The 14,105-nt window shown below is 63.9% G+C and carries 9 protein-coding genes; 4 read left to right on the top strand and 5 right to left on the bottom strand.

The genetic code is table 11. The annotated features are described in order from the left end of the window. Nucleotides 1–97 precede the first annotated feature (97 nt). On the top strand, nt 98–1,501 hold the full coding sequence (locus ACR9Y2_RS27290) for a sulfatase family protein (RefSeq protein WP_435045036.1): 1,404 nt from the start codon (nt 98–100) through the stop codon (nt 1,499–1,501). A 134-nt stretch (nt 1,502–1,635) separates the two neighbouring features. After that, nucleotides 1,636–3,039, top strand: a complete 1,404-nt coding sequence (locus ACR9Y2_RS27285; protein WP_435045035.1) for an aldo/keto reductase — start codon at nt 1,636–1,638, stop codon at nt 3,037–3,039. Here the strand turns inward: ACR9Y2_RS27285 and ACR9Y2_RS27280 are convergent. Further along, nucleotides 3,017–3,646, bottom strand: a complete 630-nt coding sequence (locus tag ACR9Y2_RS27280) for a PAS domain-containing protein (RefSeq protein ID WP_435045034.1) — start codon at nt 3,644–3,646, stop codon at nt 3,017–3,019. The two genes, ACR9Y2_RS27285 and ACR9Y2_RS27280, sit on opposite strands and share 23 nt — an antisense overlap. A gap of 232 nt (nt 3,647–3,878) precedes the next feature. Here ACR9Y2_RS27280 and ACR9Y2_RS27275 point away from each other — a divergent pair, with 232 nt between their 5' ends. Then, the gene (locus tag ACR9Y2_RS27275; protein WP_435045033.1) at nt 3,879–8,750 is read left to right on the top strand and encodes a tetratricopeptide repeat protein; all 4,872 of its coding nucleotides are present in this window, start codon (nt 3,879–3,881) and stop codon (nt 8,748–8,750) included. Next, nucleotides 8,747–9,601 (top strand): VWA domain-containing protein, encoded by an 855-nt coding sequence (locus tag ACR9Y2_RS27270; protein ID WP_435045032.1) that lies wholly within the window; start codon nt 8,747–8,749, stop codon nt 9,599–9,601. Before ACR9Y2_RS27275 ends, ACR9Y2_RS27270 begins: the two co-directional genes overlap by 4 nt. Nucleotides 9,602–9,619: 18 nt before the next feature. On the opposite strand, the gene ACR9Y2_RS27265 is transcribed toward ACR9Y2_RS27270, so the two are convergent. From ACR9Y2_RS27265 to ACR9Y2_RS27250, 4 genes are all read right to left on the bottom strand, one after another. Next, the gene (locus tag ACR9Y2_RS27265) at nt 9,620–10,126 is read right to left on the bottom strand and encodes a hypothetical protein (protein WP_435045031.1); all 507 of its coding nucleotides are present in this window, start codon (nt 10,124–10,126) and stop codon (nt 9,620–9,622) included. Further along, nucleotides 10,123–11,076, bottom strand: coding sequence for a heme-binding domain-containing protein (locus ACR9Y2_RS27260; protein ID WP_435045030.1), 954 nt, complete (start codon nt 11,074–11,076; stop codon nt 10,123–10,125). Before ACR9Y2_RS27260 ends, ACR9Y2_RS27265 begins: the two co-directional genes overlap by 4 nt. Nucleotides 11,077–11,238: 162 nt before the next feature. Then, nucleotides 11,239–12,135 (bottom strand): glycosyltransferase family 2 protein, encoded by an 897-nt coding sequence (locus ACR9Y2_RS27255; protein WP_435045029.1) that lies wholly within the window; start codon nt 12,133–12,135, stop codon nt 11,239–11,241. Further along, complete coding sequence (locus tag ACR9Y2_RS27250; RefSeq protein WP_435045028.1) at nt 12,117–13,997, bottom strand: Gfo/Idh/MocA family protein; 1,881 nt, start codon at nt 13,995–13,997, stop codon at nt 12,117–12,119. Before ACR9Y2_RS27250 ends, ACR9Y2_RS27255 begins: the two co-directional genes overlap by 19 nt. Nucleotides 13,998–14,105: the final 108 nt, after the last annotated feature.

Below are 14,105 nucleotides of genomic sequence, written 5' to 3'. Positions count from 1 at the left end.
GCGGCCTCAATCGGTGGTTCCCGGAACCGGCGCGGCGCTGCACTTGGCAGTCCGATCACAATCGGGTCAGCCAGGTTTGGCGCGTTACCCTGATAACATGCCGAGCCGCCGTTCCGTCCTGGCCGCGCCCCTCCTCCTTCTGCCATCCCGCGCGGCGGCCAGCCGCCCCAATGTCGTGATCTTCATGTCCGACGACCACGGCGCCTGGGCCAACGGCTGCTATGGGTGCAGCGATATCCAGACACCCAATATCGACCGCCTCGCCTCAACCGGAGCGCGCTTCACTGGAGCCTACGCCTGCACCCCGGTCTGCTCACCCAGCCGCATGACGTACATGACCGGCCTGATCCCCTCGCAGCACGGCGTCCAGGACTACCTGCTGCCGCGGGACAGCTTTGGACCTGCCGCCACCCGCTTCCTCGACGGCCACCCTACCTGGAGCGAGGCGCTCGCCGCCCATGGCTACACCCTCGGCCTGTGCGGCAAATGGCATATGGGCGACGACGACAAAGCCCAGCGCGGCTTCTCCTACTGGCACACCGTCCCCGGCGGAGGCGGGACCTACCGCGACCCCGAATTCGTCACCAACGGAGTGCGTCGAAAGCTGACTGGCTACAAGACCAATCTCGTCACCGACGGCGCGCTGGAGTTCCTGGACACGGTGAGAAATAAACCGTTCGTGCTCCACCTGCCGTTCTACGCTCCGCACACGCCTTACGATTACCAACCCGAGGAATTCCGCCAGCCCTATCGCGACTCGAATTTCTCCTGTTTTCCCGACACGCCCAGGCACCCCTGGCAGAACCCGGAACTCGCCCGGCATCACGGGCAGCGTGCGAGCAAGCTGGGCTATTCCGCGCTGATCACCGGCATGGATCACAACATGGCCCGCGTCCTGCAACGCCTCGACCAGATGGGCGTCCGCGAGAATACGCTCGTGATCTTCACGGCCGATCAAGGGTGGAGCGCAGGCCACCACGGGGTGTGGGGCAAGGGCAACGGCACCTGGCCGTTCAATATGTACGAGGAGGCGCTGCGCGTCCCCCTCATCTGGAACCACCCCGGCCGCATCGCCGCCGGCCGAGTCATCCCGTCGCTTGTTTCCAGCTACGATTTCTTCCCGACCATCCTCGACTACCTGGGCGTCCCCGCACCGAATGGCGGCCGCCGGCCCGGGCGCAGTTACACGCGTCTGCTGCGCGGCGATTCGCAAAACTGGCGGAACCGCCTCTATTTCGAATACGCCAATGTACGTGGCCTGCGCACGCAGACCCTGAAGTACATCGAGCGCACCTCAGAGTTCCCCAGCGAGATGTACGACCTCGAAGCCGATCCCGGCGAGACGAAGAATGTCCTGCGCGATGCCGCTTATGCCAGGACGGCAGCCACGCTGCGCGCCGAACTGGCTGGTTTCTTTCGCGCTGCTGGAGCACCCAACCTGCAGGACTGGCGGAGCATGGTCCGGCACGAACTGCACACCTACCCTCCACCTCGGCAGTGAACCGCGAAAGACACCGGCTCCTAAGCTGGCAAACCACCGCCGGGCGTATACTGAACACGACTACAGCATCTGAAAGTCGCTAATGAATTTATGCGCCGCGACCCGCTCAGAAGCCACGAAGTGAAGGAGCCCCAATGATCTCCCGCCGCACCGTTCTCTCAGTTCTCGGAGCCCTCCCAGCCGCCGGAATGCTGGCGCCAGGAACCCTCTACGCCCAGGCCGCGGCCAGATTCCCCCGCCGGCTTCTGGGGCGCACCGGACGCCAGGTTGTGCCGCTGGCCCTCGGTGGCCAGGCCTCGCTGCAGTGGACGAAGCCCGGGATTGATCCGGCTGACATCATCGTGCGTGCCGTCGAGCTCGGTTTGAACTACCTCGACACGGCCAACGCCTACGGTCCCAGTCAGATGAACTACGGTGAGGCGTTCCGCCGCCTGCACCTCACTCCCTCCGATTCCTCCTATGACAAGGCGGGACGCGAACGACTGTTCCTCGCCACCAAGACCGGCCGGCGGCTCGCCCTCGATCCTGCTGGCACGGGCGCCACGGCCGTCGATGATCTGAAACGATCGCTCACGCAGATCTTTGGAGACGGCAAAGGATTCATTCCGGAAGGCGCTTACCTCGACTCCATTCAGGTTCACAATCTCACCACGCTGGAACAGGTGAACCAAATCTACGAAGGCCTGGCCGAGCGCGGCTCAAAACGCCCTGAGCGCATTGGCGCCCTCGCCGCCCTGCTGGACTTCCGTGACGGCACCAACTATACCGGCCTCAATCCGGAGCAGAAGCACTGGATCCGCCACATCGGCCTGACCGGCCACCAGAGTTCCCCTGTATTGATGAGCGCCATCCGCCGCGACAGCCAGAATATCTTCGACACACTGCTGGTCGCACTGAACTCCAACGACCGGCTGTGCAGCTCTCACCAGAACAACGTGCTGCCCCTGGCCGTGGCGCGTGGCTTGGGCGTCATCGCCATGAAGGTCTTCGCGGACGGCGCTTACTATGGGAAGCAACCGCGCTTCTCACGCACGCCGGATGACGTGATCCTGTCAGTGGGCAAGCCCGAAGCAACCGCCTGCTCTGACCCGGTCCGCTACACAGCATCCCTCCCAGGCGTCTCGTGCGTCATCATCGGCACCGGCCGCATCGATCGCGCCAGACCTGAAAACTGCCAGATGACCGCCAATTTGACGGCAGCGCTCTCTGACCTGCCCTCTACCCTGGAGCGCGAACGAATCGAAAACGATTCGGCCGCCCGCCACGGCGCGGCCACCAACTACTTCCAGGAGAAAAGCGGCCTCGTGCAGCCCGCAGCCGTCAAGACCCGCCGCGATGAGGATCGCATCATCGTCGAGTGGAATACGGCGCTCGCGGGCCCGCAGCCGCTGAAGGCTTACCAGGTGAAGGCCGGCGACAGGCTCCTCGTCTCGTTGCCCTTCCGCCCGCAATTGTCAGAGGCCCCACTCTCCGTGGTCATTCCGGCCTCGGCGCCGGGCGATGCGCCTATCACGGTTACGGCGTCAACAGGGGTGTAGGTCCTTCGACGGAGTCCGGATAGAACACCTGCCTGCAGATGCCACAGATCCCGTGACTGACCCGTTTGGGTGGAGCCGCCAGCAACTCCGGCACCCAATCCCAACGGCTGTGGTCGGCACGGTGGCATACCCTTCTGCAATGGCTGCACATCTTGAGAACACCGGCTTCATCGAGGTAGCAGCTGATCTCAGGCGGCAGGGGCACCCGATCGTGCTCGTCGTGCGGTCTCATCACCGTCAGCGAGTTCACCACCACCAGGCCCGAGCCGTCGGGCTCGGCATAAGTCAGCATACGGAATGAGCGAAAATGCGAGGGGCTGGAGCACTCATATGAGTGCTGCCAGGCCTCACGCGAGGTCAACACCCGGCGATACCCGTCCTCGAAAAAGGGCTTGAGCACGTCTGGCACGCAAGCCATCACCGGCTGGCCCAACTGCCGATGGCGCTCCAATCCGGCGCCGCTGTTCTCGCGGGCAAAGCGATCCCAGGCGGCATTGCAGTAGACAATCCTAAGGTCATTATCGAGCGCGAAGATGACAGCCGGATCGTCCTCCAACCGGTCTCTACGGAGAGCCCCACTGCCTTTCGGGCTGCTTTTGCTGTTCACGGCATTCAAAGCCTACCACGCTGTCCAGTCGGCCAGAAACCAATCTGGGCTGCGGCTGGACATCGGCCAACGCTTGGCGATTCCCTATGGTGCCGACCTCACCTCAGTCCTCAATAAGGTGTAGATTGGGACCGTAAAGGCGCATCTACTTCCCCGAAAGCCCAAAGTAGCGGCAAAATCGGCAAAATCAGGGATCCAGTCCGGACACCTCCAGTTATAATGTCGTGACCCCGTGCTCTATCGTCCACTACTGTTGACCCTATGCGCCGTCGCGATCCTGAAGGGTCAGATGGCCCTGGTGCCGGCACCCGCCACTCTGACGATGCGAGGCGCCGAGGTGCCGCTGCGCCTGTCTCCGCCCAGCTATAGCCCGCGCCTCTCCGTCGTGATCGCCGTAGACACCCTGCAACCCGCTGATCTCGACGCTCTCCGCCCCTACCTCCGGCAACTCTACGGCGCACGCAAGGATAAGAGTCTATTTGACCTGATTCTCTTCACCTCCGGCGGCTTCCAACCCCTGGGTCCATACCGGTCGGTCGCGGCCCTGGATAGAGACTTGAAAGAGAAGCTGAAGCAACCCGAGGAGCCCCCGCCCGCCATTGAACCCCTCCGCTTCTACTCGGAACTGCCTCGCGCCCTCATCTCTGAACCCGATCAGGGCTGGCTCACCGTCGTGTTCGCAGGACGTTGGCCAGGCCTGCCGGAACCCATGCTCGACTACACTCGCGCCTGGTTCGGCCGCGTGTTCGCCGCCCGCCGGCTGCGCCCGATCTTCTGGGCGCCGCAGGACCACCAGACCCTCCCCCTGTTCGACTCCATCTCCCGCCAATTCCTGGCCAGCCTCGACGCGCCGCCGCCCGATGCCCAGGAAGCCGCCTGGACCGCTCCGTCCCTCAGCGACGGCTTCCTGCTCGCCCCAACCCTCCTCAAGGATGCCGGCGGCCAGTCGCTGTGCGAATGGCCGGAGTTTATACAGAACCCCGAATTTTCTTTGCCCTCATTGGAGGACTACTCCAGGCTTCGCCAAGCCGTAGCGGCCCGTGCCGCGCTGCCCGAATTGACCGCCGTCCTGGCCATCAATCCGCGCGATGCCAGCGGCATCAACCTGGCGGCTGATGAGGCGCTGCAGTTGAGAGACTTCACTGCGGCAGCCCGCTGGCTGGCCGCCGTGGTCGAACTGGAACCGGCTAGCGCCGATCGCTGGCGGCAGTACGCACACGCCCTCTACGATGGCGGATCTCGACTGGCAGCGGAGCCTGTCCTGCAGCGCGCCCGGCAATTGAATCCGCGCGATCCCCTGCTCGCTGAGCGAGCCGGACGCCTGCGCCTGCTTCGACAGGACGTGCCCGGCGCCCTCGCGCTCTTCGACGAGAGCCTTACGCTCCAACCCGCCAATGAAGACCTCTGGTATGTCTCCGCGGACCTCGGCCGCGAAACGAAAGACACCGCCCGGGAGACCCGCTCCCTGGAGAAGGCCCTGGCGCTCAACGGCTCCAGGCTCGATCGCCGCACCCGCCTGGTTGGCCTGCTCCTCAATGCAGGGGACGCCGCTCGCGCCCGGCCGCTGGTCGAGGAAGCCGCGAAGAGCCTGCCGCCCGAGGTCCCCGTTCTCGCGGACTACGCCGCGTACTGGGAAAAACTGGGAGAGCCGGCGCGTTCCCTTGAACTCTGGCTCAAGACTTTTGCCCTCGACCCTGCGTTCGAACAGGGCTACTTCGAATCCACGCGCCTCCTGATGGCCGCTGCCCGCGATGCCGACGGCTTGCCGGTCAGCGAGGCCGGTCTATTGAAGGCGCCCGGCTCCGCTCGCCTGCATCTGGCCCGGGTCGAAATGCTGGAGCGCCTGGGCCGCCCCTATGACAGCCGCCGCGCGTTGGAAACGGCCGCCGCCCAACTCACCGATCTCGAAGTACAGCGCCGCCGCGCCGCCCAGGAGGACCTCTACGGAAAGTCCGCCGCCCTCGCCTACCGGACGCTGGTGGAATCCCTCGATCGCGCCAAGGCCCCACCCGGCGAACTGCAGGCCGCCACCCAGCGCGGGCTCACCGTCGCACTCCGGGACCACGAAACCGAACTGGCCGCCTGGTTCCAACAGCGCGGCAAGGCCAGTCCCGCTGCAGGAACAGCCGGCGCGCCCGTTTCATCTTCGCTCGCCGCGCCCGACGGACTTGTTCCGGGTGGCCTCGACGGCATGGCTTTCGCCGCCCATATGAAGAAGCGCGCCTCGAGCCCCGCCACCTTTTTCCAGGAGTACAGCCGCACGCTCGCAGATGGACTCGGCGTCTCCGAAAAGAGTGCAGCCGATGCCTATCGGGACGAGGTGTTGACTTACTTCACCAAGGTTCAGCAGCTGCAGGCATTCGGCCGCATCAAGGACGGCCGCTATGTCATCGCCCTATCCACAAAGGACAATAACGCCCGCAAAGCGGCGGAGCGGGTCGTGGAATCGCTCGGCTACAAGCTGAAGGTGAATAAGTCCAAGATCTCCCTCGACGCGGGCGAGAAGAAGGATCAGGCACGCAAACAGGAGCTTCTCTCCGCGCTCGGGTTGGACCCCGTGGAAATGGTCGAGGTCATCGAAGCAGGTAAAGACTATAACCTCGAAGTGGAAGTCGGCTGGGCAAACGTCCTCTTCGGGCAGGCCGCCTGGATGCGTGAGTTCGCACCGAAAGGTCCGCCCGGCGGAGGCTTCTCGGAACTACTCGTACGCGAACCAACCGTGGCGCGGCTCTACGCCGGCCTCGCCTCCGCCGAACCGCGCGCCGCGGAGCTCCTCGCGAAACGCATTGGACTGCGTGTGCTCGCCTCTGAGAAGTATGCCGATCTGCTCTTCGCCTTCGGCCCCGCGTTCGCGTTGAATGGCCAGGGCGAGGTCATCGTCCCCGGAGGCGCCGCCGCAAGGCCCGTGTGGCGCGCCCTGGCGCAAAGCGACCCCTCCGATGCCGTGGCGTTCTATACCAAGCTGCTCCATCAGGACAACGGCAGGCTGCTGGCATTCTTCTCGAACCTGACTCAGCTGGATCCCCTTCGCCAGACATTCTTCACCCGCAATCCGCAGCGGGCAGCAGCCTACTATGCACTTTTCAAGGACTCTCCGGAGATGAAGCCAGGCGCGGCCAAACGTACGCGCGAGGCCTCGTTTCTGGAATTCCTGCGGGAGATTCCACTCGCGAAAGATGGCACCGTCGACTGGCCGGGCAGCGCTGAAGTCTGGACCGTCGCTCGCGGCGCCTCCACGCTGGAGAAGACTCAGCGCATGATGCGCAAAGTGGATAAGGCGGTCGCCCCGGCGTCAGAGGATGAGGTGCTCATCAAGCTGGCCCGCCGCCGCTATGAGGCCGGAGAACAGAAAGTCTCCCAGGTCGACAACTTCCTCGCCGTGGCCCGCATCGACGCCAGGCGCTCCACCCCCCTGACCGAGGCGGAAGCGCTGCTGCTCGCGCAGAGCCTGTCCGACTGCGAGGGAGCTTACCCCTACTTCGCCAGCCTGACGGAACTCCACGAGAAGGACCTTACCCGCTTCCTGCGCCTGGCCGCCCGCGTGAAGGAGTTAAGAGACGTCGACGCCAATCAACTCCTCGCCCACTTTTACGCCGTCGCTGAGCTCATCGACCTGCTGGCCCGTCACGGATCCCTCACCATCGCCGAAGCCTCCACTCTCTTCAGTGAACTGTGCGAGAAACTCGGCAATTCAGCAACCACCGATCTGTGGAGCGAAGCCTCGGCTGCCGTCCTAGAATCGGCCCAACGGCAAGTGAAAGCCCGGGCCGATACACCGGACTCGGCCACTTGGTGGCTGGATGCTCTAGCCGGCCCTGCCCAACTCGGACGCCGTGACGAAATCCGGAAAGTGCTGCAGGCACAAAAGGCGCCGGACCTTGCCCAGTTGCTCGAGATGGTCCGCCACGCCCGTGAGCTGCCTCGAAAACCGCTCGAATCCGCCTTGGCGCTGGAGAAGGGCTTCGCCACCCTGCCGCGTGTTGAATTCTCCAAAAATCAGAAACCCAGGGGTGAGATCCGCCAGACTATCGAGCTCTACAATGCGCTCGGCGGACCCAAAATCCTCGTCGAAGTGAAGAAGCAGGCCGCGAAGAAGAAGCCAAATCCGAAGGAGTTCGACAAACTGTCACGGCAGCTTCTGGAAGAACTGGCCGCACCTCTCGCCTTGGCCGTGCTTTCCCTCGACTACGCCTACTTCCTCCGTACCTCCGATCTGGCAGCAGCCGAAGATGTCCTGCTCGTGCGCAAACACCAGTTCATCGAGCTCGATTCGACAACGAAGAAAACGACCTGGTTCCCGCCGGCCGAGTTCGAAATCAACTCCGACACAATCGGCAGCTTCGCCCGCGGCTCCCTGGCCGGCTTCGCCTATACGGCTGGGAGAATCGCTCGGGCCGGCCGCTCGAATGCCAGCGTCAGCAGCGAAAGCGTCCAGGTGATGCAGACGGCTGCCGTGCGCGCCACTCCTCTCTGGCAGCTCCGCGTCGCAGACCTCCGCAGTTTCAAACTTCGCGTTCTGGCTGCTCGGGAGTGGGTCGTCGAATCCTCCCGCAGCGGCAGGGTCCGTGAGTCCCTGGAAGCCGCCTCTGTCGGCCTGATCGCGCCCAACCGCCGCAGCCGCCTGCTTGCTTCGCTGGCCGCCGGCGAAGTGGCGCCCGCCTGGGAAGTCCTCTCCTTGAGCGACCTCTATTGGCTCGGCGATCGCCTGCCTGCCTCCTATCCCAAGGACGATCCGTGGCCCTCACCCATGTGGCCGGCTCTCCGCCGCGCGTCCGCCACCCCCAACCGTCACAGCCTCCTGGGCTCGGTGCCCCTGTTCATTCACGGTTACTCAACACCCTCCTTCGAACCCCTGCCGCCCTACGAAGACTACGCCCGCTACCTGCTGCCCGACCGCTTCTCTGAACGCGTATCCGAGTTCAAGCTGTCCCTCGCCTGGTTGGCCGATCACGAAGGCATCGACCCGCTGCGCCTCGCCGCCGATGCCGAAGCCCTCATGGATAAAGCCTTCACCTCGCTTCAGATGATTGACTACAACGACTGGGCTTCTGCCCTGAAAGCCTGGAGCGGCCTCAGTCCCGCCTGGCTGCTGGAGAAACAATGAAACGGATCCTTCTCATTCCACTCATGCTGCTACAGGCTCAGGAGCAGACGCCTACGTTTCGCGTCACCTCACGCCTGGTGGAAGTCTACGCCACGGTGTTCGACAAACAGGACCACCGCATCGGCGGGCTGAAGGAACACGAGTTTGACGTCCTCGACGGCGGGAATCCGCAACGGATCGAAAGGTTCGAAGCCAGCACAGAGGGACTCGCGCTGACCATCGTCATGGATACCACCGGCAGCATGCGCGACTCTCTCCCCGTGGTCAAGAACGCCATCAGCCTGCTCATCGATCAGCTTCGGGACGAAGACCTCGTATCCGTCTATGGCTTCGCCGGCAGCCTCGAACGCCTGCAGGAGTTTACCCGCGACAAACGCGCCGCCAAACTCGCCGTGCGCCGTACCCGAGCGGAAGGCCGCACCGCCCTCTTCGACGCCCTCACCCGTGTCTCGCAGGAACTGCATGCCCGCCCCGGCAAGAAAGCTGTCGTCGTGTTCACCGACGGCGCGGACAATTCCAGCGTGTTGAACCTGGAAACCGCCGCGCTGCGGGCCCGCAAGACAGGCGTGCCCGTCTATGTCGTCGCACAGGGAGAGGCCCTCAGCGCCACGAAGTTGATGAAGTCCCTCGAAGTGATCTCTGAGAAGACAGGCGGACAACTGTTCCGCGCGCAGAAGTCCTCGCAGATGGATGAGATCTTCATGGCCATCGCCGCCGATCTGAAGTTCACTTACATGCTCGCCTACTATGCGCCTACCATCGGTACCGGAGAGTGGCGGCCCATCCGCGTCTCCGTCAAAGCCGACGGCCGTTTTCGTGTTCGCTGTAAGGAAGGTTACTTCGCAGAGTAGCGCCGCCTGCTCCGCTGTCTAGGGCATCACGGCCGCGCGCTGGCTTAACAGAAACTGGATCCGCTCATCTGCCGGCGTAGCATCCTGGTCCACGACCCGCTTCAACGGCCTGCCTTCGTATCTCCGGTAGCTGAACAAGCGCTTACCGCCCGCGCTCGAACTCACAGTCAGTACCTCCACTGACCGCGGAGCATTCGGAATCCGCGCGCCGAACCACCGCTCATCCTCAGCCTGTTCCCAGGTTGCCACTGAAAGCGTGGACCCCTGCGGATAGTCCGGCCCGCCCCCAGTCCTCGCATGCTGCACCGCGACCTCATTGCCGGTCATCACCGACATCGTTTTCTCGTTGCTGTCGATCCAACTTGTGATCACTGCGCCCGCCAGCGGCCCGGGCGTCACGCTCGTGATCTCCGATCCAGCCTGATTCAGATGCGGCGCCGTCAAGGGATTCGATCCGGAACACCCGCCAAGCGCCAGGCAGGCAGCCACGCCCAGCACAGACACCACGCACTTCGGCGCCTTCATTGTTGGCCCCTCACCGGCGCCGTGTATACATAGTCGTTGGCACTTACCGGCTCATGACACGACACGCATTCCCCGGTGAATGACGATCCCTTGCCATACGGCTTCAGCTCCGTCCCTACCCAGCGCGCCCAACCCCAGCCCTTCGTCGCCGCATACTTCCGGCTGTCGCGGATTATGAACTCCACTTGCTGGAAGGCGCCGGTGCGAACTTGCCCCGCCCTGTCTTTCAACTGCGACCAGGCAATCTTCGCCATGGCGGAGCCGTCCGGCCACGGATGGATGCGGTTCTCCGCGATCGCTTTCACCGCGATCTCGTTCCCCACGATGACCCTCATCGACTGGTTGTCAAACCGCTCAGTTGCGCTGATCGCTTTCCAGTTCTTATATTCCGGCAGGAATTCGATTCCGTTCGGAGACGCCGCGGGTTTGGGCGCGGCCCCAGCAGCAGCGGCCCAACGCGCGAATTGCTGATCCGCGGCCGCGATGGCGGCTTCCGCAGCCCCGGCCGGTGGCGTCAGCGAGCTGACATACTTTCGAAGCACCGCCAGCTGCTGCTCTGTAACAACCGCCTCCGGATGCAGGCGTCGATACGCCGGCAACGGCATCGCCCCCAATTGCACCTGGCTGATCGCCTCGTACAAAACGCCCCGTTGCTTCGCCGCGGGCTGCAAACCCAGTTCAGAAAAGTTCAGGTGACTCCGCGCGGTCTTTACGTCCTGCACCACCAGCCAGTATGCAGGTACAATCTGATCGAACCAGGCCAGTTGAGTCTCATTCGAATGGCAGTTGTAGCAGGCCGTCCGCAGGATGTTCCGCACTTCGGGCGGCGCCTGCAGTTCACTGGTCACCGGCGGGTTTGTCAGTTCAGGACGCAGGAATTGCAGGCAGGCGAAAACGGCAACACCAGCGACCAAAATCGGAAAGACAGCTCTCCTGAACGCACTCGGCATTTAAGCCATGCCCTCACTTGTCCCGGTGCGCAAGGTGGTGGAAGAGCAGCACTCACCACAGAGGCGGACTCGGTTATTTGGAGTTGGTAACCCTCAACCTGCTGGATGGTCTTCGCCGATCGAAAGGTGCCTCGCCGGAGACCTATCTTTTGCTGGCCTGTCTCAACCCTGTCGATCCGACGGAAAAATCGGCCGCAAATCACGCTGCGGCAGCCGCAGACTCTCCCATAGAAATCCGACCGTGTTGGCCACCTGCCAGGCCGCCACCAACCCGACCGCCAACGCCGGTTTTGGTGATTCCTGCACCGGCCGCACCAGCCAGTCGCGGATCCGCCAGCGAAACGAAACGTCCCGCGTCAGCCGTTCCAACCGGCCCCGATGGAACTGTGCCGCACCGCGGCCATATTGGAAGTGCTGCCGGCAAAATGATGCGAACGTCAGCGAGTGGTAATGATCCACCACCGCGTCCTCCGCGGTCACTATCCGCCCTCCGCCGGCCAGCCACCGTTCACAGAACTCCCGATCCTCACTCGCCACCCGGAACCGCTCATCCAAACCGCCCAGGGCCAGAAACCGCTCACGCTCCACCGCCAGGTTATCTGTCGCAAAGAACCGCGCGTTCTGCGGGTCCGGATTGAAATACCGGTACGCCGCATCCAGGATCGACTGGCTGGCCTGGGAATACGCATTCGTCCTCAGCCCGTTCGCCGTCGTGCCGCCAACCAGTGCCGCTGGATGCCGTCCCAATGCACTCTTCAGCGCAGCCAGCCACCCGGGTCGTGGACGGCAATCGTCGTCCGTGAACGCCAGCCATTCACCGCATGCCTCCTGCGCGCCCCGATTGCGGCCCGCCGCCGGACCCGAATTCACCTGCCGGATCAAACGCACATTCCTGCCCGCCCGCTGCACCGCCCGGTCATCCAGGGCCGCGGCACTGCCATCGTCCACCACCACAACCTCAAAGGCCTCCGCCGGATATGCCTGCGCGGCCAGCGCATCCAGGCACTCAGCCAGCGAGTCGGGCCGGTTCCACGTCGTGACTACGACGCTGAAGTCCACAAGGCCCTCTCTTGCAGTTTGACGTGGTCAGCACGATTGAACTCATAGAACGCCAGCCGGCGCATCGAGTCGCCCGCACCCCACAAATACCCGGCCATCTGGCCGATGCCGTCCAGGACCAGCCCGAAACTCAGCAGCGGCAGCATCTTCCAGAACAACGCGCGGCTCCGCCCCGGCTTGTGCATCTCCCGGGCGCACCGCCATAGCCGTACGGCCGGAATGAGAGGCGAAGCCGCGGCATAGAACCACTTCCTCTTCCAACTCCACGCCATCGCCCGCGAACCGCCGAACAGGCGCCCGCAAAGTAGCTGGACCGGAATCCAGACGCTCAGCCTGGAGTAGTTGATGTGCCGCGCGCGTGCCGCCGGCTCCACTCTCAGCGGAATCCCATTGGCGCTGAGCTCGTAATGCAGCACCGTCTCCGCTTCCAGCAGCGCCTCCATCCGTCCGCCCAGCTCCAGCAGGATGTCCCGCTTGTAGCAACTGTTATGGCCCGGCAGAAAGTCAGGCGAACACGCCGCCATCGGCTCCATCCACGGCCCGTAGCCGATCAGGAAATCGCACCAGCTCACCAGCGTGTCCGGATTGCCGTTCCGCATCACCGGCCCCACCACCGCATAGGGACCCTCGTGCGCCGCCACCAGCGCTTCCGCCCATTCGGGCTCGGGAAAGCAGTGATCCTCAGTGAACACCACCAGCCGCCCCCGCGCTGCCCGCACCCCGGCCGCATTGGCGTGTGCGATGGAACGGACCTCGCCGATCCCAATACGCTGCACTGCCCCGAAGGCCTCCGTCTCCGCGGCAGGCCCGCACAATGCCGCCTCACTCGGTCCCACCAGGATCAATTCCAGCTTGCTCGCAATGGTTTGCCGACGCAGGTAAGACACCGTAGTACGAATCGCGTCATAATCGCGCGTCGTGGAACACACCAGCGAGAGCGGATACTCCACCGGACGAGCGTCCCAGCGCGGAGCCAGCGGCAGTTCCATCGCCGCGTCCAGCATCGAATCCAATGCCGCTACGCCCTCTGCCAGCGTCGCCCCCGTCCAGCGCCCGCCGGCCAACGCGCTTTCAAATGCCCGCCACTGCCCAGTGTAGGATTCCTTCATGCGTCTATACGGAAAGACGCGCGCCGAGCCCGTTTTGCCGATCACCTCAATGTCAAATCTGTCGGTGGAAGCAAGTGAAAGAACGGCGGAGACCAGCGTGCCGCTCGCGGACCGTCCGTGGATAGCTACCGTCTGATCATCAATCCACTCGGAACGCCCCGTCGCCCGGATGCCCTCCACTTCCGAATCCAGCAGCCATCGCCAGAGATCCGTCACGTGGATCCCCAGGTCCAGCATCGCGCCCCCGCCCTGTTCCCGCCGTCGCAGCCAGGCCCGCGGGCTGAGAGCCGAGCCCGAGGTCCAAACCACATTCACCGCCTCAATATCACCAAACTCTCCCGCTTTCATCCTGCGCTTTAACCGCACCAACTCCGGGTGATGGCGCTGATTCAGGGCCGGCACGCACAAGAGCGAGGAAGCTGCGGCTATCTCCAGAATCCGGTGCGCCTCTGCCCGCGTAGCCGCCGGAGGCTTCTCCAGAAGTACCGCCCGGCCCGCCCGCAACGCCCATTCCACAGCACACAAATGGGCCGTGGGCGGCGATGCAATAATCACCGCATCGCACTCCACTGTGCCCAGCATTCGCTCAATATCTGTGAATTCTTGGGGACTTTCGATCCCGGCCAGGTTCCGCTCATTCGGATCGGCCGCGGCCACCAGCTGCGCACCACCCGCGCGCCGCAATGCCGGCAAATGCAAATTCCTGGCAGCCCATCCACACCCAACCAACGCAACCCGCGTTTCCTTCAACACCCCTCCATTCTCTCATTGCGGCGACGGGGCACAGGGCTCTGTAGACAGTTCCGGCCCGCTGGCGCCTCGCTCGGAGCCGCCACCGGGCCGGAAGATCTCGCTCACCAA

Origin of the sequence: Paludibaculum fermentans (assembly GCF_051172195.1) — a bacterium.
GTDB lineage: Bacteria > Acidobacteriota > Terriglobia > Bryobacterales > Bryobacteraceae > Paludibaculum > Paludibaculum fermentans_A.
This window is presented reverse-complemented; position numbering and strand designations above follow the sequence as displayed.

Excerpts from the sequence above, each read along its gene's own strand:
- ACR9Y2_RS27290 (WP_435045036.1), top strand. The coding sequence starts at position 98 with ATGCCGAGCCGCCGTTCCGTCCTGGCCGCGCCCCTCCTCCTTCTGCCA.
- ACR9Y2_RS27285 (WP_435045035.1), top strand. The coding sequence starts at position 1,636 with ATGATCTCCCGCCGCACCGTTCTCTCAGTTCTCGGAGCCCTCCCAGCC.
- ACR9Y2_RS27270 (WP_435045032.1), top strand. The coding sequence starts at position 8,747 with ATGAAACGGATCCTTCTCATTCCACTCATGCTGCTACAGGCTCAGGAG.
- ACR9Y2_RS27265 (WP_435045031.1), bottom strand. The coding sequence starts at position 10,126 with ATGAAGGCGCCGAAGTGCGTGGTGTCTGTGCTGGGCGTGGCTGCCTGC.
- ACR9Y2_RS27260 (WP_435045030.1), bottom strand. The coding sequence starts at position 11,076 with ATGCCGAGTGCGTTCAGGAGAGCTGTCTTTCCGATTTTGGTCGCTGGT.